The organism is Pseudobutyrivibrio sp. (assembly GCF_015057185.1).
GTDB lineage: Bacteria > Bacillota > Clostridia > Lachnospirales > Lachnospiraceae > Pseudobutyrivibrio.
The window spans coordinates 1-17744 of sequence record NZ_SVEV01000043.1; the positions used below are offsets into that span (position 1 = coordinate 1).

Consider the following 17744-nt stretch of genomic DNA (forward strand, 5'->3'; position numbering starts at 1 on the left):
TTTTTCAAAGTATCTATTTTATCTAAAATATAAAAACTAAGACTTTGAAAAATAGGGCCTTGCCCTAACAATAAAAATAAGGACTCTGGTTATTCCAGAGTCCATTTTTTTGATTATATTTCACAATATTTTTCTATTGCCACCGTTGTAGGCAAGAATATATCATTCATCTAAAAGTCTGAACAGACTTGATCCTTTCCTGATTGCTTAGCTTGGTAAAGTAAGGCGTCAACTCTGTCTATTACATCCTTTGGTGATTCACCTGCTCTATGCTTGGTTAATCCAATACTAAGAGTGATAGGTCTATTCATAATCTCTGGACTCTTTGCTTTCTGGCGGATGTTTTCTGCGATTTCTTTCATTTTTTCATCAGTAAAACCAAATCCAAATATCATAAACTCTTCACCACCCCATCGGCCGCCATTGATATCATTTCTACCCTTAACATTATCCACAAGATATTTTGCCATATCTATTAATACCTTGTCACCTTCGCTATGGCCATACTTATCATTAATTTTTTTAAAATCATCAATATCAAACATCAATAAATACCAGTCTTTTTGACCAACCTCTGGATTATCGCACGCATCATATATCATGGTTTCAATTGCACCACGATTTAAAAGCTTAGTTAAATAGTCGTGAGAAGCTTTATATAGCATGTCATTAAGTTGATTGTTCTTTACCATCAGCTCTTCTGTAATTGTATTGATAAATATAGCGAGCCTAGCTGTAATAGGAAGGTTTGTGCTCTTTGAATCTTTAGCTTCGGGGATAATTCTAGTATTTTTTATATCTCCTTCTCTCATGGATACCGCTACGATAGAGAGATTGTTCAAAAGTGTAGTGGAATTTTGTCGCATGATTTCTCCAAGGGCACTATAGCCTGTAGCCGGTGCGTATTTAGTCAATTCCTGGATTTCATCATTACAGTTATCTTTCCAAAAAAGCATACGGCCAAAACAATTAAACAATAATAATACATCTGCTCCAAATTCATTTATTTGAACCCCCGCTCTTTCAGTATGCTCAAGCATTCTTATAGGATCACCATATGTGAATCGCACATTACTACCTTCAGGTATGTTTGAAGACATTAAAATAGAACCATCTTTGTTAACAGCTTTTGCATGACGAATATATCCTCCTACTCCTACTTCTTCATCCACTTCTACTTCAAGCGGAAATTCTAAAGCATTATAAAAGAAATTATCATCCTTGTTCAAATGTAAATAATGTTTATATACATCATAACATGGCCTATTATCCAATTCATATACAATAGGGCCGTCTGAACGTGTGACTTTTAAGGGATATCCAATAGACTTCCAGCCAAAAACTCTAGTAGTTGAAACTTGTAAATTTTCACCACTATAAATAGCAAAAACTGTTCCATCATAGCTAGGTTCGTTACTATTTAAAAAAACAAACGCTTTATTTTTATTATCTCCTACGGCTACACCACCAAAGACATTAATATCCTCAGGCAATGTATCTATCATACCACCCACATCTTCCATTCTCTGGTATTCTGCCGCAGAGAGAATTTCTATCCCTCGTATGTTAGGAATACTTCGAAAATACGATACTACTTTTTCAGCCTCAACAGAGTCTCTCATGGAATAATATGGCACTACCGAAATCTTAGTATCAGTGTCTTCACTTATAATGACTGAAACCACCAGTTTTTTAGCACTTATTTTACCCTCAAAAATCTCGCCAGTAGAGCTACAGCCGATGTAATTAGGATTTTCAAATACTTCCTCTAATATACTGCAGACATTTCTCGCCTGTTCCCATCCGTCCGAAAGATTGTATGGCACATAAATATGAAAAAGAGCAGATTGGTTCATGTTTTGAACTTGATCTGCCCATGATTTTACTGTCTCTTTAAAATTGTTATCTACTATAGTTTGAAGTAATCTCATTTCATGCTCTCCTCGCGGCCCTGCTCTAATCCTTTATTGTATGAGATGTCCTTTTCATTATATCACACATTTCCAGTTACATCTCCTTTAAGAAATACATTTTCTTTCCAGCTATCCTTGATAGGATGTAACAAATTTTGTTTTACAAAATAGTTAAGGTTTTGTCTTGAGCACTCAAGAATTTCGCAAGCTTCCGTAGTATTGATTATACTATGTTTTGCGAAAGCATCAAAAACTTTGGCATATATCGGGAGAATAACACCATTATCAATTAGAATACGTTTTTCTATAAAAATATTGTCATTGAAGGTTATGCCATATCCACCTTGATCCACCGTGAGTGTCGATAATAGCCTTTCATTTTTTAAAACAGAATAAAGCTTTGGTACTTCATCCATGCACTTTGTAAGATCTACCTCAATTGCAGTATCGTTTCTCAGAAGGCATATTATTCTTCCGTCAACATATGGAAAACTTTCATAAATGTTATTCTCCTGCCTCTCTTTTAGCCACTCAGGTATCTCGTTTTCCTTTACCTCCTTCAAATAGCATGAATCCTGAGAAGATTTCCCACGACTAAGCCATAACAATTTACACTCATCATATTTTGTAAGCTTGGCATTTTTGAGAATCATACCAATATTTTGTCGGCCAGTTGGTATAACTCTTTCTTGAACCCATAGCTTTGCATACTGGTGAGGAATAGTAAATAATCCTTTTTTAACAAAGGATGCAAACAAAAGAGGTGCATTCCATTCATCTAAAAAATCACATAATTCTATTATAAAATGGTTAGAACGCTCATAATATATAAGCATGCCTATTGGATTGTTCTTGTCTATTTCATCTTCATGAATTGCAAATACTCTCATAGTATAACCACCTTTTATAAAGCATATTCCAAATCTTTTCTATATGTTCTGCAGATAGAACCTGCTCCAAATCTTCAAAAAGAATTGCTTTTGTATCCTCTGAAATATTATTAGAAAAAACATTTTTCTTTTCTTTTATTAAACTGAGGTTCTCAAGAGTTGACCTACCGCCTATAAAGTTTTTGCATTTTCTATCAACATCTATATCAAAATCTGCAATTTCCTCTTCACTAAAACATGAACATAAGAAAGAAAGCCCATGATCAAATAGGGGCGCAATGCGTAACGTTTTCTTTCTAGCATTTCTGAGAACCTCTATGTTGGCTCCATGTCTGTCGCGATTCATAATCAAATAATCTACGACAAGCATAGTGTCGATATATCCCTGCCATCCATTCTGAACGCAAAAATCGTAATGACTTATTTTTGTCGTGCTGTTCACCTGATAATAATTATCTAGAGCAGCCTTTGTTTCTCCCGGTTCTTTAAAATCCTCAGATGCGCAAATCCATGTTTCGTAAAGGTGGCCATCGATTTCAACATCTGCATGAATGAGTTGATAATGCAAATGTTCCACTCCGAGAATAGTCAGCAATCTATCCACAATAATCTCATTAATACACTCGTGACCAACAATCCCCTTTTCACTATCAAAATTGGAAAGCTTATAATAAATCTTTTTTCCATTCACTCGTTCAGAAGCTTTCAAAAATGTTCCGGCTGTACCACTGGATGATCTGGTATGAGACCATTGAAGATGGGTAAAGTCCTGTTTTTCTAGGATTATTCTTGTATCCATTTATTCAATCCTCCTATAAATAAAATAGCATCTTATTTGACGCACGTCAAATAAGATGCTATAAGTCATACACAGGAGGGCTCATCTATAAAAAAGAGGGGTTGAATTCATATCCGACTTGATCTTATCAATAAGTGTAACGTCCGCTGGCAGCCAATTCACGTCCTCAATTTTATCTCTAGTTAACCATTTAGCTGCTTCAGCTTCTTTCAACTCCAAATGGCCCTCCTTCACCTCACAATAGAAACAATCCATTGAGAGATGGAATGTTGGATAATCATATTCTATGGTATCAATAAAAGGTCCCACCTCAATAAGTGTATCAAGCTCTTCTTTAATTTCTCTAACAAGCGCTTGTTGAGGTGTTTCGCCTGTTTCTACCTTACCACCTGGAAATTCCCAGCCACCTTTAAAATCACCATATCCTCTTGCGGTTGCGAAAATCATATTCTTTTCTTCAATTGAATCACATATTACTGCCGCAACAACTTTTATTGTTTTCATCATTGTGCTACTTCATCACCTTTTCAAACTTAAACATTCCATCCTGGAACTGATCATTCATAAACCATTTTCGTTTGGCATTGATTTATTATCCCCTATTTTTACCAAATAAATAATCCACCCCTCCACCTGCTAAGACCTAACGGTAAAGGAATGACGTAATTCTGTAATAGATACCTTTACTTTAGATGCAAAAACTCCATTAATTCTTTTGCTTCTTCATAGTCCTGACTGTAGAAGTTTACATGGGCTACATCTGTACTTCTATTAGTAAATGCTGGATAAAGGAATCCTGCCTCTGGTGAATGGGGCACCTGCTCCTCATCAACTGGGGATATAGCCATAATCAGATACTGATATACTTCCTCAGATTCATCTTGATAAGCCTTATCGCTACCCTTTATAGGAACATCATAAGCTCCATAATAAACATATATGGCATATGGTCTCCCCTTAGGATATTTCTCTGCAATTAGCTCGTACAGATTAAGCATCAGGGCGTCATTCTGAAGGCCACAATCTTTTATCGCATATATCATCTGCCAGATAGAACCTGGCCCCAATCCTGGAATCTTATACTGAATCAATTCCTCATTAGTCTTAGCAAATGGTATTGTCTTTGCGATATCTAAGCATCTATTCTTTTCTGCTCCTTTTAAACTCAGGAAGCTTGTATTGAAAGTGCCGTCTATATAGCCCTCCTCGTCTATATATGCACCCGCTATTCTAATTAAGTTGCTGCGCGCCGAAGTCATTCTGCGTGTCAACTCTAGCATGTCTTCTCTGTTAATTTGTGCCATTGTTTATGTCCTTTATTTAATCTAAAATAGCCGCCCTAAAGCCTCGAAAACTTAGGACGGCAAAATGCTTTTCACATCATTTTTAAGTATTTGTCAAAATTTGCTTGCTCTATACCAAGGCTCTTCATTGCCTCCTCTGCAGAAAGGCCCAAGTTCGTCATTAGATTCTTTATAGATTCTAAAAGTTGCTCATTACGACCCTGCTCTATGCCTCGTTCTATGCCTTGTTCTAACCCCTGCTCTAATCCTTTATTGTATGAGATGTCCTTTTCATTGTTTATGTGTAATTCCTCATCATATTCTGTTAATAACACCTGGGTCACCTCCAATCTATGCTTGCTCAAAATATCAGCTAACAAGTTTTCCTTAATGCAATCATCTACAGCTTTATCGATAGCTTCTACATTATTCATACCCGCTTTCTGATTATCTCGTATTTTCTTAATCAAAGCGGAATAATCATGCAGACGTTTGCATTTATCCATAAGTTCTTTATTATGTCCGTAGTTAATATTCAAAAGTCTAGCTGTGCATTCCAAAGAAGGCTCACCCGAAATGTTTCCTACATATGCATCACTCATCTTTATAAAACTTTCATCAGGTTCATCGGCTGTTCCATTGTAAAATACAATAAACTGTGGAGTAGGAAGTGCCAGCCTGACACTACTGTATAAATCCTGCCTACCACTAAACATTCCCTTATACAGTTCTGCTAAATATAAGAATCCTCTAAATGCCATATTTGGATTCTGTGAACTCTGATGCTCATACAGATTCAATACATCATATATCAAGAATGACACATCATTTTTCATACTCATGTATATGAAATCCTCGACTGTATTAATCTCTACATCGTTCGGATCTGAATAATCTGTATTATTGATTGCATTGTAAAGACTTAATAAATCTTCTTTGGTTCCAAAGACCTTTTTGAATAGCCTGTCCTTGTGCTGCCTGTTTGTGCTAGATGTTGCCTCACACATAATGTTCTCCTTTGATTATACATTAATTTCTATGTATATACATTATAGAACATATTTTCGTCGAACACAAGTTCTTATAACATTCTACCACCAACAATTTTCCTTATCTGCGCAGCAGTTGCAATGGGATATACCTCCATAATATGTTTAGCTATAGCTTTTCCTGATTCTTCCGGGTCCATAGTATACAAAGATGTCACATGCTCCCGTCCATAGATGTTTTCAGGCTTCGTATATATAGCAATTGGCCAACCATAAGCTTCACCTTTTTTGTTCTTCCGCTGCCTAAAATCAAATACTGTAAGATATGTCATCATCTGAAGGTCAGTTACTGCACCATCAAATCCTTTTTCACCTTCTTTACCAAAGCCTGCCTTTTTCTTTAGTTCACTAGAATAAATTTCATCGCAGGTTTCTAAAACATCCATGATCTTTTTTAGGCGTCGTGATGCTTTTTCATCATCCCATAGCGCATCAAAATCATAGCCATCACGTCTGTAGTTAGCAAAATATGGAAACCATTCCTTTGAAATAAAGCCAGCTTTCTTATTGAAAAACTTACCGTAGGCTATGTCACTGCCACGAGCTATTATTTCTCTCCATTCCCATGGGTCAAGTGTAGAATTTCCACTCCACCAATATTCAGGAACTGTGCGTTCTTCAAGTGAAAAACCAGGGATTTCATTCTTAAATAAAGGCAGAAAACCGATTTCATTTATATATTCAATTGCTTCATCAACTGTATGTAAGCATTCTGGATCATCCCATTCCACTCCATACATTACCCATACACCATTTTCGTTTGGCATTGATTTATTATCCCCTATTTTTACCAAATAAATTATTACACCTGCCCCATTACAATTTCATGCTAAACAATGTTGCCTACTCCCAAACCCATCCTTCTTTAGCTCAGAATCTAAATAGTCAAATGAAATTGGTCTAACCTTGATCAAATACATAGTCTGAGGTAATTTCTTCATGGCTTCCAATGGAATCTTCTTGTGCTCCATTAGCTTTAAATATTCTTCAGAAAAAGGCTCAACCATAGACGCAAGCCCTTGCACTTGCAGACTTTTCAACTGTCCAAATCCACCATAAGGTTCAAAAATGGCAATACCAACATTCTTATTTTCCTTTAGTCCTTTGAACTTCAATCCGCCCTCAGAGAAAAAGTAAAAGTTTCCATCCACGTAGTTATATTCAATCGGTGTGTTACGCACACAATCCCTAGAAGCTGTCGCAAGGGCACATGTATTGTGTGTGCCAATAAAAGCTTCAATCTTTTCTTTTAAGGATGTTGGCTCCATATGAACAGAGTCCATATCCTTCTTTTCCCAATGTGATGCTGCCGCATCGTAATCCATATTCCACATTATATATTCCCCCTTTTATGAACAGTTAGTACTCATAGAATTCAAGTCAACTACATCTGGCTGATAGCCATCCTAATTTATATTAAAGAAATAGCCGCCCTAGAGCCCAGAAAACTTAGGACGGCAAAATGCTTTTCACATCATTTTTAAGTATTTGTCAAAATTTGCTTGCTCTATACCAAGGCTCTTCATTGCATCCTCCGCAGAAAGTCCCAAGTTCGTCATTAGATTCTTTATAGATTCTAAAAGTTGCTCATTACGACCCTGCTCTAATCCCTGCTCTAATCCTTTATTATATGAGATGTCCTTTTCATTGTTTATGTGTAATTCTTCATCATATTCTGTTAATAACACCTGGGTCACCTCCAATTTGTGCTAGATGTTGCTTCACACATAATGTTCTCCTTTGATTATACATTAATTCTATGTATATACATTATAGAACATATTTTCGACGTGCACATGTTCTTATATCATTCTGTCACCTTATGTTTCAATCTAGCAAAAGTAAAAATTATTCCTAATATGTTACTCTCTTCTTAATAATTCCACCAGATATCTTTCCGACTTACCATGCCCTATTGATTCAATTCTGCTTTAACTTGTCCTGACTTTCCAATTTGCCTAGCATGATATGGAGTTAAACCAAGCAAATCATCTTCAGAGAAAATCAACATATTATTATTTAGCAAAATTTTCATTATCGCCAGTTCATTTGGTCCCTCGCACATTATCAACTTTTTCATTTCAGCGCCTTTTTCAAATCCATAAGAGCATCATAGTTTACGGCTGTTTTAAATGCATTATTATAGAACTGCTTGCTCTTAAGAATATCATTTCTAAAGTTGTATTTTTCAAATATAGTGTTTAGATGAACCTTATTGTCAGCATTAGCGATATATATATTATCCTGTCTATTGAACAAATCTAGGACTTCGCAATAATGTGTTGAAAAAATGAGAATCGCATTATTCCTATTTACTGTCTTATCCTTGTACAAGCTAATGATGTTTTCTACCAAGGTTTTATGAAAATGATTTTCGATTTCATCTATTAGGATCGGAAATCCTGCTTTTAATGAGGTTACTATTATCATGTATAATGCTATACCCTTGGTAGTTCCACTTGAAAGAACAGAATACAATTCTGACACCGAATATTTTTCTTCTTTTCCCAAATAATTCAAAACATAGTTTCCGCTTTCATCCATGCGAAGATTACTGACGTTCTCGTCAAATATTTTCAAAATCTTCTTTAGTATTTCATCACCGTCATCTAATAATGACTTTAATCCAAATGCAAAATCATACGCAGTTATTCCATCTAATACTTCATTGAATAAAATTGGGCGAACAATCCTATTAGGTTCCAATAAAAATACTTTTGAAACATCTTCCGGCAGCTTTCCTTGCACGTTAGACATTTCAAATCCATCGTCATCATAAATATTGTTTACGTAGCTCTTGTAATACTGTTTCTCCCATATGCATTCATCATTAAAAACCACCCCATTATTCAATGGGTTCTTTAGTAGTCTAGTTTTATATTTATAAATGTATCCTTTATCATAAAAATAAATACATATCTCTACATTATTTAGGTTATACGGCTTTTCTACTCTGTAAGCAAAAACAATATCATATGCAACAGAGATTAAGTCTAATGCAGTAGTTTTTCCTGATGCATTTTTTCCAACAAATGCCATTGTAGAAAATACAAAAAGACCATCTGCTATCTCATTTAATTCATATTCCTTATCTTCACTAGTCTTTCTTGCCTTTGGAACAAAATCAATTTCAACTTCATCAGCTAGGTTTTTAAAATTCTTTGCACTTATCTTTAGTATTGTCATACATAATACCTCCGATTACATTATACTATCACCTCATTTGTTTTTAAACATTTTTTTTGGATTAATTCAAATTATATTATTTCTCAATCTTAATTTTCATTGATAAATCTCCGTATAAACCTAATGACAAACCAGCCTCTTGGTTTGCCCTTAAATAATATTCACTCCTGATATACCTTCTATAATCAATTCAATCTTATGTGTGTTTGTCATAAAAAATAAGCTGTCAATTAACCACTATGTTAATCAACAGCTTTTCTCTTTTATCCATTTGTAACAATTTCATAATGGGGTCAGGTGCCTATTTTTGAATGAATTTTTCTATGGCTACTGCCACTCCATCCTCATCATTCGATGGTGCAATAAAATCTGCCCATTCTTTTGTCTCATCCTGAGCATTAGCCATTGCAACCGACAATCCGGCATATCGCATCATAGGGATATCGTTATATCCATCACCACAGGCAATCAGAGATTTCCTGTCTATCCCAAGCTCTTGCAGTAGTATCTCCAGGGAAGATGCCTTTTCTATTCCCTGAGGAGTAATCTCTAGGAAAAATGGCTCAGAAAAGAAAATATTCACTGCACCATTTAACTTCTCATCAAGCTTCTCCTGAACCTTTTTTAGAACATGATGCTCACCTACACACAAAAACTTGACCGGTGGCTCTATCTGTGCCTCCTCTTCCAAATGAAACACCTGTCTGATTGGAATATTATTGATTTTTGATTCTAGTTGTACGTACTGGTCATTCTCATCATTAGTGATAATGCCCTCAGAATCATAAGTCAATGTGGCAACATCATACTTATTGGCGCAATGAACTATGTCTGCATAATATTTCTCAGGAATAGTCTCTCTACGAATCACCTCTCCTGTCTTGCAGTCAATAATCATACCGCCATTATAAGCAAGAATATATCCGCCTACCTCCTGCAGCTGGAGCTGTTTCGCCACATTTTTAATACCTGGAACTGGTCGTCCCGAAGCAAGTATTATTTTAACACCTGCCTTCGCTGCCTTTTTAATTACTTCTTTGTTTCTTTTACTGACCTCTTTTTTACTATTCAAAAGAGTGCCATCTAAATCTAATGCTATTGCTTTGTATTTCATAGATGTAATATTATCAAGCCAACTAGTATTAGTCAATTTTATTAGCAATTCAAAAATACTATGGTTCTTCTACCATTTATTAAAATAGGCAAAATAGAATATTTATATCAACTCTCCACTAAAATGCTGTATTTCGTGCTGGATGATTTGCGCTGTAAACCCACTGTATTTGCCATGTTGAGGTTTAAAATTCTGATCCAGGAAATCCACTTCAATTTCATCATATCTCACACATGGTCTAACTCCATCAAGTGACAAGCAGCTTTCCTCTGTCTCATACTTCCCACTCTTTTTTGTTATCACAGGATTTACCATAGGAAAAACAAATGGGCCAGCAGCTACTACAATAATTTGTTTTTTCACTCCAATCATATTTGCAGCCATGCCTACGCATCTATCTAAATTTGCTTTTAATGTATCCATTAAATCTACAATCACCTGAGCATCTGCCTCTGTAGCAGGCTCACTTTTCTGCTGTAGAAAAAATTCATCTCTTACTATTTTTTTACCATATTTACCTCACGTAAGTTTTACCACTGTGGCTCCCGGATTTTTCACTCCGCAGTGGTAATGCTTTTCTATTTTTACCACTGCAACTCTCGGATTTTTCACTCTACAGTGGTAACGATTTTCTTTTTTACCACTGCAGCTCTCAGATTTTTCACTCCGCAGTGGTAACAGTTTTCTTTTTTACCACTGCAGCTCTCAGATTTTTTATTCCGCAGTGGTAATGATTTTCTTTTTTACCACTGCAACTCTTGGATTTTTTACTCCACAGTGGTAATGATTTTCTTTTTTACCACTGCAACTCTCGGATTTTTTACTCCGCAGTGGTAACAGTTTTCTTTTTTACCACTGCAACTCTAGGATTTTCACTCTACAGTGGTAATGCTTTTCTTTTTTACCACTGCAACTCTAGGATTTTTTACTCCGCAGTGGTAACGATTTTCTTTTTTACCACTGCAACTATTGGATTTTTTACTCCACAGTGGTAATAGTTTTATTTTTTACCACTGCAGCTCTAGGATTTTTTATTCCGCAGTGGTAATGATTTTCTTTTTTACCACTACAGTTCTAGAATTTTTCACTCCGCAGTGGTAACGATTTTCTTTTTTACCACTGTGGCTCTCAAATTTCCCTGTCTACAGTGGTAATGCTTTTCCATTTCTCCATAGCAGAGCCTTAGCTCTAGTCACTGTCTTGCCTATAGGCTTTCCATTTTCATCTACGATATCAAAAATCTCTTCTGCCATAATTCTCCTATTGTCAAAATCATCAAGCTTAGCTAATCAAAAATCCCTTGTTTTCTGTAATATATGCTTCTGAAGGATTATTAGGATTATAGGTAACCAAAGCATTGCTTCCTACACTAACATCCCCCATCACTGGTGTTTTTTTCTGACCAATCGGAATAAATCCTATCTTTATCCATTCGCTTTTTAATTTTATTCCCTCTTCAACTACATATAACTTTCCATCTACTCTATATTCAACCTTTATTTTTGTAGCTTTATTAAGTCCAAGACTTCTAAGTTCTTTTACTTTTCCAACTGTTGTTTCTGTGCAATTATTCTTATTCATATATGCCTTTAGCTCTTAAGCTTTTTCGATAAGCTCCTTTGCCTCCTGTTCTTATATTGGTTCTCCTATTGAGTTGTCTCCAGTGATACTTTCCCCTAAATGATTTGCCCATCTTTCTGGATATGCAGAAAAGTAGGATATCTTCTCAGCATCACGTTTCTTCACGAAAATAGGTAGAAAACTCCAAGTAATAGAGGGAAGTCCAACTGCAATCAAATATAAAGGTCCAAATATCAAAGATTGTATTGTGTGCCCATACTCATGTACCATTAACATCCTAGAAAATTCTTCTTCTGAATAGTCCTTCCTTGCTTCCTGGTAGTAGAAAAAAGGATCATTCGACACAAAAAGAAACATTCCTAATGATAAGCTGGATTTACTCTTCCATTGCGTAACGATTGCTCCTTTATATGAATAATGCTTATATTTCATGTTAAAAAGAAGTACAACAAAGCCCGCTAATGTCTGTGGTAATCCCCATATACATTGTAAAAACCTATAAGCAGTCTGCAACTATCATTCCCCCTTGTATCATTCCCTTGCTAAAATTTTAAATCATGCAAATCCAACTACAATAAGAATAACACAAATAATTTACTGGACCGACATTTTTTTCAATAAAAACACGCCATCCCTCCACCGCTAAAATCTAACGATAAAGGAATGGCGTGAATCAACTCCTTAATAATTAATAATAATATGCCTGAGTAAAAATCAAGCAATTATCAAAGCTTTTATCAAAAGTGTCGAGTTCCTCGGCATAACTCTGTCCTGGAGCAACATCAAACTCGTAGTCATCATTATAATATGATATATTATCACCGCTGAAGAAAATAGCTTGAGTTTTTATATCAGCAGTCTTAGTACCATTGTTTGTCAGCGTAACTATAGCAGATGTTGAAGTAGGAGTCATTGAATATGTAACATAATTTGAGTAATCATATGCATAGGATGCTGGGGAAACATTGAACTGTGGAACAAATGCTACCTCATTATTATCAATATTTTCAAACCAAAGCTCTACTACAGCCTGCTTACCAGCCCCAAGGCAAGTAATATAGTCTTCTGAAACCTCTACAATAACTCCCGACGAATCTAAGGCATATCCTTTAGCATCTATTTCAAGGCTGGATTGTGAGTTGTTCTGTATAACAACAATATAGTCAGTGTCATTATATCCATCCCATATTTTATAGTTGTACTCTCCAATGATTTGTATCTGTGAGTTTAAAGATGCAGTATTCTCGGCTGCTAATACAGTCTGTGGTGTTAAAATAATAATAAGAGTAAAAAATGTTATTAAACTTAATAGTCTTTTCATAAAAACCCTCCATTTCTGAAAAAAAAGACATCAGATGCTAACTGTAGAAAATGATACATACATTTAATGAAAAATTTTTAAAAAAAGTGTGAAGAAATTGTCAACAGAATTTGCTCCTACCTATTTCTATAAATTATTGTACCATTCCTAGCAGACCCTTCCAGGGTCAGATCTGCCCGAACTCCACAGACCACTCGCTGCGCGAGTAAGGAAGGATTTTAATCGGCTTCGCCGATGGGATTTATTACCTTAATGTGGGGCAGGCACCTTATCAATACAAAGAAATAGCCGCCCTAGAGCCCCGAAAACTTAGGACGGCAAAATGCTTTTCACATCATTTTTAAGTATTTGTCAAAATTTGTTTGCTCTATACCAAGGCTCTTCATTGCATCCTCTGCAGAAAGGCCCAAGTTCGTCATTAGATTCTTTATAGATTCTAAAAGTTGCTCATTACGACCCTGCTCTATACCTTTTTCTATGCCTTGCTCTATACCTTGTTCTAACCCCTGCTCTAATCCTTTATTGTATGAGATGTCCTTTTCATTGTTTATGTGTAATTCCTCATCATATTCTGTTAATAACACCTGGGTCACCTCCAATTTGTGCTAGATGTTGCCTCACACATAATGTTCTCCTTTGATTATACATTAAATTCTATGTATATACATTATAGAACATACTTTCAACGAACACAAGTTCTATCCGCTACGTATTTACGTATCTACCCCAATACTGATAAGCCTCTCTCGGCTCCCCATTCAAAAGATAGAATAGAATTACACATCAAAATGTTGTCTGCTTCCAAAGCCATCCTTCTTCAAATCAGAATCCAGATAGTCATATGAGGATGGCACCACCTTAATCAGGTTCATGGCCTGAGGCAACTTTTTCATGGCTTCCACTGGAATCTTTTTGTGCTCCATCAGCTTCAGATACTCTTCTGAAAAAGGCTCCACCATAGAAGCCACGCCCTGCACCTGCAGGCTCTTCAGCTGCCCGAATCCACCATAAGGTTCGAAGATAGCAAGCCCCACATTCTTATTCTCTTTCAGACCCTTGAACTTCAATCCCCCTTCAGAGAAAAAGTAAAAGCTGCTATCCACATAGTTATATTCAATTGGTGTATTGCGCACCATATCAGCAGAAGCCGTCGCCAGCGCACAGGTGTTATGAGCGCCAATAAATGATTCAATCTTTTCTTTTAAAGCTGCTGGATCCATATGAACAGAGTCGCGGTCACGCTCTATCCAATGGGATGCAGCTACATCGTAATCCGGTTGGTACATGATGTGTTCCCCCATATTATTTTCCTACGTATTTACGAATTTGTTTTATATACTCCTCATCAAGAAATGGACAACACTCCTCAATGCTCATAAGTCTAGAACTCTTTGCCCTGTTACATGCCTTGCAAAGGGGAATGAGATTTCTCATATCATCAGTGCCACCATGATACTTTGGTATGAAGTGGTCAATGGTGCGCTTGTCTATCTCAACTCCTCTACCGCACTTAGCGCAGATGCCATTTGTTTTGGCCCATATTAAGTTCTTGAGATTTTCTTTACGTTTTCGTCTTTTCATAATTTTAAAAAGTGCTGCAGGATTCACCCTGCAGCAAATTTATCATAGTATATAAATCTACATCAATTTTAAATATTTCTCGTAACTTGCTTGGTCTATACCAAGAGCCTTCATAGCTTCCTCAGCTGTAATGCCCAAGTTTTCCATCAATGCTTTGATTGATTCTATAAGTTGCTCTTGACGACCCTGTTTCTCCAAAAGTTCTTGTTGTGCTAATTTTAAACCAGCCTTATATCCTTCATTGTAAGATATTGCCTTTTCATTTTTTATGTGTAATTCCTCATCGTATTCTGTTAATAACACTTGGGTCACCTCCAATCTATGCTTACTCAATATGTCAGCTAATACGTTTTCCTTTATGAATACATTATAGAACATATCTCCAGCGAAACAAGTTCTATTTGCTACGTATTTACGTATCCACCCCAGTACTGGTAAGCCTCCCTTGGCTCCCCATTTTGTAATGGGGACAGGCACACCAATGCTTTGTTTCTAATGTGGAGTAAAAAATATAAGATAACCTATACCTAGCAAAAAGGCTATGCAGATAATGCCAAACAGTCTAAAGTGTGTTCTTGCAACAAAAAGCTCTGACATAATATCATGATGCCCTCGTTTATCATAAACATGAACATCTATAGCTGCTCCATCTCGCAATCCCTTTTCTTTAGTAAAAACCTTTCCACGCTTTTCCTCACCATTATAAATATATGTCACATCATATGTTTCATAAACAGCTTCACGATCTTCTGGATTACCCGTTTCCATAACAGCCTTCACACCAAGACTACTAATAACAGTTCCTTTACATATCGTTGCATTTGAATATCTGCTTGCCCTTATGGCATCTCTTATTCCAATATACCCCGAAATACCAAAACCGATTATTATAATAACTCCACAGACAATTAATTTTGGTTCCAAATCATTCCTCCTCTATTCTTTTTTATATGTAATGGTTCAGGCACTCAGTTTTACAACAATGCTACGCCTAAACTTACATATCGATTCTCAAATACTAAAAATTATATTTCTTAATCTCACAGTTTTTAATTCCACAAGATGAAAACTCTTCGTTATCCATTTCCCTGAAATATGATTCCACCATCCTAGCGATTCCATTATGTGCTACCAAGATAACTTCTCTGTCTCCCGCTTTTATATCATCAATAAGATTATATATTCTTTGTGCCAAATGTAGCATGGATTCACCTGTTCCAAATCTACTTGCCATATCCTTTTTTGCTTCATGGAACTCAGCTCCATCTCTAGGGGTAGACTCATATCTACCAAAGTTTTGCTCCACAAGCCTTGGTTCTATTTCCATTGGTATCCCTGTAATCTCCGAAATATGTCTTGCAGTTTCCTTTGCTCTTACAAGTGGCGATGTCAAAATTACATCGGCAGTAATCCCCTGTTCTAATATTTTTTTTCCTGTCTCTATAGCCTGCTCATGACCTCTTTGGGTAAGCTCAATATCTGTTGCCCCACAAATCTTATTCTCTACATTCCATACGGTTTCCCCGTGTCTTATAAAATAAAAATGATTCATGCTTATATTTTTCTCCACTCTATATTTATTTTGAAAGATGACTACAAACTCGAAGTTGTTAATATCTACAAAGTATACGCCACAACACCCACAAATGCTGACATGCATATCAGCATAATAGGAGTAATAGCTTTTTTCATAAATTTCCTTGAACCAAAATATACAAATGCAATACCACAGGTTAATCCAATAGTAAATATATCTGTCTTACCATCAAATAATCCGCAGTTCTTTAAAATCATAAGTGCACCTGTCACTAAAATAATTCCAATAATACATGACTTCAAACCACTTAAAGCAGCCTTAACATATCGATTCTGAAGGTACTTATTCATAAGTAACATAATTATTAAAATGATAAAAAATGCAGGTAAAACAACTGCTGTAGTAGCTATAACAGCCCCAAGCAATCCACCTTTTTCACTGCCCACATAGGTAGCCATATTTACCATAATCGGCCCAGGAGTACTTTCACTTATGGCAATCATGTAAGTTAACATTTCATCATCAAGCCAACCATGTGCCATAACAACATCTCTAATAAGAGGTATGGCAGCATACGCTCCTCCAAATGAGAATAAACCTACTTCAAGGAAGCCTATAAAAAGTTCCAAATAAATCATTTCTTCATATGCTCCCTTCTCATATTATTGATAGAAAAAACTACGATTCCTATAACTGCAGATGCAAGCATTAACACCATTGATGATATGTTTAACGCAAAAATATTTATTAATAACATAGCCGCTATAGCAAAACAGACCATAATTATTTGCATTGGCTTTTTCTTCATCTTTTTTAACATCTTAATAGCAACATCAACAATAAGAATCCCCACTGCTATCTTAATACCTTTAAAGGCATTAGCCACCCAAGCAATCTCTAAAAAATGATTTAGGAATTTTGAAATAGCAAATATAATGACAAACGAAGGAATAATCACACCAAGTGTTGCAAAAATAGCTCCTGGAAGTTTAGCTCGCTTATATCCTACATAAGTTGCACAATTAATAGCTATAGGTCCAGGTGTAGACTCAGCTATAACTGTAACCGTCATCATCTCATCATGTGTTATCCATTTTTTATTTTCTACACATATATTCTCTATAAGAGAAATCATAGCGTAACCTCCACCAAAGGTAAACATACCTATCTTGGCAAAAGTAAGAAATAATTCCATTAGCATTTATTCTAATACCTCTAAATCTAATCTATCGCAACTATTATAACGTATTTACGATAAAAGCAAAAAACTTCTGCCTAAAACAACGTAAGCGCTTAGTATTACCCCGTAGGGTACGAATAAAGGCATCCTTTCGGATGCCAGACATTCAACATATAGAGCATTTTACTCCATTTTATATAGCGCATGCTTCTCGAGTAGCCTTGCTCCATGGAGCTAACTGCTCTAGTTCCTCGTCTGACGAACCAGCACTCGGACGACTCTCGAGAAGATACTCGAGATATTTTTCAGG

24 protein-coding genes are annotated in these 17744 nt (G+C 35.9%); all 24 read right to left on the reverse strand.

The features are described from left to right. Positions 1-170 precede the first annotated feature (170 nt). The 24 genes from E7276_RS13815 to E7276_RS13930 all read right to left on the reverse strand — a co-directional run bounded on the left by E7276_RS13815 (position 171) and on the right by E7276_RS13930 (position 17449). Positions 171-1931: a sensor domain-containing diguanylate cyclase gene (locus E7276_RS13815; RefSeq protein WP_294218807.1), complete on the reverse strand. Its 1761-nt coding sequence runs from the start codon at positions 1929-1931 to the stop codon at positions 171-173. Positions 1932-1993: 62 nt separating this feature from the next. Next, positions 1994-2803, reverse strand: a complete 810-nt coding sequence (locus E7276_RS13820) for a hypothetical protein (RefSeq protein ID WP_294218814.1) — start codon at positions 2801-2803, stop codon at positions 1994-1996. Further along, positions 2781-3602 (reverse strand): hypothetical protein, encoded by an 822-nt coding sequence (locus E7276_RS13825; RefSeq protein WP_294218817.1) that lies wholly within the window; start codon positions 3600-3602, stop codon positions 2781-2783. Before E7276_RS13825 ends, E7276_RS13820 begins: the two co-directional genes overlap by 23 nt. An 81-nt stretch (positions 3603-3683) precedes the next feature. Beyond that, positions 3684-4106, reverse strand: coding sequence for a (deoxy)nucleoside triphosphate pyrophosphohydrolase (locus E7276_RS13830; RefSeq protein ID WP_294218871.1), 423 nt, complete (start codon positions 4104-4106; stop codon positions 3684-3686). Positions 4107-4285: 179 nt separating this feature from the next. After that, positions 4286-4906 carry a DUF4317 family protein gene (locus E7276_RS13835; protein WP_294218819.1) on the reverse strand — a complete coding sequence of 207 codons (621 nt, stop codon included), beginning with the start codon at positions 4904-4906 and terminating at the stop codon, positions 4286-4288. Between the two features lie 71 nt (positions 4907-4977). Beyond that, complete coding sequence (locus tag E7276_RS13840; protein ID WP_294218822.1) at positions 4978-5892, reverse strand: hypothetical protein; 915 nt, start codon at positions 5890-5892, stop codon at positions 4978-4980. A 74-nt stretch (positions 5893-5966) separates the two neighbouring features. Beyond that, the gene (locus E7276_RS13845; RefSeq protein ID WP_294218824.1) at positions 5967-6701 is read right to left on the reverse strand and encodes an AlkZ-related protein; all 735 of its coding nucleotides are present in this window, start codon (positions 6699-6701) and stop codon (positions 5967-5969) included. 57 nt (positions 6702-6758) lie between these two features. Beyond that, positions 6759-7268, reverse strand: a complete 510-nt coding sequence (locus E7276_RS13850) for a pyridoxamine 5'-phosphate oxidase family protein (protein WP_294218826.1) — start codon at positions 7266-7268, stop codon at positions 6759-6761. Between the two features lie 135 nt (positions 7269-7403). Next, positions 7404-7622: a hypothetical protein gene (locus E7276_RS13855; RefSeq protein WP_294218829.1), complete on the reverse strand. Its 219-nt coding sequence runs from the start codon at positions 7620-7622 to the stop codon at positions 7404-7406. 224 nt (positions 7623-7846) lie between these two features. After that, a complete protein-coding gene (locus E7276_RS13860; RefSeq protein WP_294218832.1) occupies positions 7847-8014 on the reverse strand; it encodes a hypothetical protein in 168 nt (55 codons plus the stop codon). Next, positions 8011-9120 carry an AAA family ATPase gene (locus E7276_RS13865; protein ID WP_294212871.1) on the reverse strand — a complete coding sequence of 370 codons (1110 nt, stop codon included), beginning with the start codon at positions 9118-9120 and terminating at the stop codon, positions 8011-8013. The genes E7276_RS13860 and E7276_RS13865 overlap by 4 nt, the downstream gene beginning before the upstream one ends. Positions 9121-9421: 301 nt before the next feature. Continuing rightward, positions 9422-10234 (reverse strand): Cof-type HAD-IIB family hydrolase, encoded by an 813-nt coding sequence (locus E7276_RS13870; protein ID WP_294218835.1) that lies wholly within the window; start codon positions 10232-10234, stop codon positions 9422-9424. 102 nt (positions 10235-10336) lie between these two features. Beyond that, a complete protein-coding gene (locus E7276_RS13875; protein WP_294218873.1) occupies positions 10337-10735 on the reverse strand; it encodes a peptide deformylase in 399 nt (132 codons plus the stop codon). A 780-nt stretch (positions 10736-11515) separates the two neighbouring features. Next, the gene (locus E7276_RS13880; protein WP_294218838.1) at positions 11516-11815 is read right to left on the reverse strand and encodes a hypothetical protein; all 300 of its coding nucleotides are present in this window, start codon (positions 11813-11815) and stop codon (positions 11516-11518) included. A 51-nt stretch (positions 11816-11866) separates the two neighbouring features. Further along, positions 11867-12328, reverse strand: coding sequence for a hypothetical protein (locus E7276_RS13885; protein ID WP_294218841.1), 462 nt, complete (start codon positions 12326-12328; stop codon positions 11867-11869). A gap of 175 nt (positions 12329-12503) precedes the next feature. After that, positions 12504-13136: a hypothetical protein gene (locus E7276_RS13890; RefSeq protein WP_294218844.1), complete on the reverse strand. Its 633-nt coding sequence runs from the start codon at positions 13134-13136 to the stop codon at positions 12504-12506. A 329-nt stretch (positions 13137-13465) separates the two neighbouring features. After that, positions 13466-13720 (reverse strand): hypothetical protein, encoded by a 255-nt coding sequence (locus E7276_RS13895; RefSeq protein ID WP_294218847.1) that lies wholly within the window; start codon positions 13718-13720, stop codon positions 13466-13468. A 192-nt stretch (positions 13721-13912) separates the two neighbouring features. Next, positions 13913-14422, reverse strand: a complete 510-nt coding sequence (locus E7276_RS13900) for a pyridoxamine 5'-phosphate oxidase family protein (RefSeq protein ID WP_294218850.1) — start codon at positions 14420-14422, stop codon at positions 13913-13915. 16 nt (positions 14423-14438) lie between these two features. Beyond that, positions 14439-14717 carry an HNH endonuclease gene (locus E7276_RS13905; protein WP_294218854.1) on the reverse strand — a complete coding sequence of 93 codons (279 nt, stop codon included), beginning with the start codon at positions 14715-14717 and terminating at the stop codon, positions 14439-14441. Between the two features lie 57 nt (positions 14718-14774). Further along, positions 14775-15020: a hypothetical protein gene (locus E7276_RS13910; RefSeq protein ID WP_294218858.1), complete on the reverse strand. Its 246-nt coding sequence runs from the start codon at positions 15018-15020 to the stop codon at positions 14775-14777. Positions 15021-15209: 189 nt separating this feature from the next. After that, on the reverse strand, positions 15210-15641 hold the full coding sequence (locus E7276_RS13915) for a hypothetical protein (protein ID WP_294218861.1): 432 nt from the start codon (positions 15639-15641) through the stop codon (positions 15210-15212). Between the two features lie 94 nt (positions 15642-15735). Next, the gene (locus E7276_RS13920; protein WP_294218864.1) at positions 15736-16269 is read right to left on the reverse strand and encodes a histidine phosphatase family protein; all 534 of its coding nucleotides are present in this window, start codon (positions 16267-16269) and stop codon (positions 15736-15738) included. A gap of 65 nt (positions 16270-16334) precedes the next feature. Next, positions 16335-16892 carry a chromate transporter gene (locus E7276_RS13925; protein ID WP_294218867.1) on the reverse strand — a complete coding sequence of 186 codons (558 nt, stop codon included), beginning with the start codon at positions 16890-16892 and terminating at the stop codon, positions 16335-16337. Beyond that, positions 16889-17449 carry a chromate transporter gene (locus E7276_RS13930; RefSeq protein WP_294218869.1) on the reverse strand — a complete coding sequence of 187 codons (561 nt, stop codon included), beginning with the start codon at positions 17447-17449 and terminating at the stop codon, positions 16889-16891. The genes E7276_RS13925 and E7276_RS13930 overlap by 4 nt, the downstream gene beginning before the upstream one ends. Between the last annotated feature and the right edge of the window lie 295 nt (positions 17450-17744).

Coding starts and splice junctions, on each gene's coding strand:
- E7276_RS13835 (WP_294218819.1), bottom strand. CDS start 4,906: ATGGCACAAATTAACAGAGAAGACATGCTAGAGTTGACACGCAGAATG.
- E7276_RS13825 (WP_294218817.1), bottom strand. CDS start 3,602: ATGGATACAAGAATAATCCTAGAAAAACAGGACTTTACCCATCTTCAA.
- E7276_RS13860 (WP_294218832.1), bottom strand. CDS start 8,014: ATGAAAAAGTTGATAATGTGCGAGGGACCAAATGAACTGGCGATAATG.
- E7276_RS13845 (WP_294218824.1), bottom strand. CDS start 6,701: ATGCCAAACGAAAATGGTGTATGGGTAATGTATGGAGTGGAATGGGAT.
- E7276_RS13830 (WP_294218871.1), bottom strand. CDS start 4,106: ATGAAAACAATAAAAGTTGTTGCGGCAGTAATATGTGATTCAATTGAA.
- E7276_RS13850 (WP_294218826.1), bottom strand. CDS start 7,268: ATGTGGAATATGGATTACGATGCGGCAGCATCACATTGGGAAAAGAAG.
- E7276_RS13930 (WP_294218869.1), bottom strand. CDS start 17,449: ATGGAATTATTTCTTACTTTTGCCAAGATAGGTATGTTTACCTTTGGT.
- E7276_RS13870 (WP_294218835.1), bottom strand. CDS start 10,234: ATGAAATACAAAGCAATAGCATTAGATTTAGATGGCACTCTTTTGAAT.
- E7276_RS13840 (WP_294218822.1), bottom strand. CDS start 5,892: ATGTGTGAGGCAACATCTAGCACAAACAGGCAGCACAAGGACAGGCTA.
- E7276_RS13815 (WP_294218807.1), bottom strand. CDS start 1,931: ATGAGATTACTTCAAACTATAGTAGATAACAATTTTAAAGAGACAGTA.
- E7276_RS13925 (WP_294218867.1), bottom strand. CDS start 16,892: ATGATTTATTTGGAACTTTTTATAGGCTTCCTTGAAGTAGGTTTATTC.
- E7276_RS13880 (WP_294218838.1), bottom strand. CDS start 11,815: ATGAATAAGAATAATTGCACAGAAACAACAGTTGGAAAAGTAAAAGAA.
- E7276_RS13905 (WP_294218854.1), bottom strand. CDS start 14,717: ATGAAAAGACGAAAACGTAAAGAAAATCTCAAGAACTTAATATGGGCC.
- E7276_RS13820 (WP_294218814.1), bottom strand. CDS start 2,803: ATGAGAGTATTTGCAATTCATGAAGATGAAATAGACAAGAACAATCCA.
- E7276_RS13865 (WP_294212871.1), bottom strand. CDS start 9,120: ATGACAATACTAAAGATAAGTGCAAAGAATTTTAAAAACCTAGCTGAT.
- E7276_RS13920 (WP_294218864.1), bottom strand. CDS start 16,269: ATGAATCATTTTTATTTTATAAGACACGGGGAAACCGTATGGAATGTA.
- E7276_RS13900 (WP_294218850.1), bottom strand. CDS start 14,422: ATGTACCAACCGGATTACGATGTAGCTGCATCCCATTGGATAGAGCGT.
- E7276_RS13890 (WP_294218844.1), bottom strand. CDS start 13,136: ATGAAAAGACTATTAAGTTTAATAACATTTTTTACTCTTATTATTATT.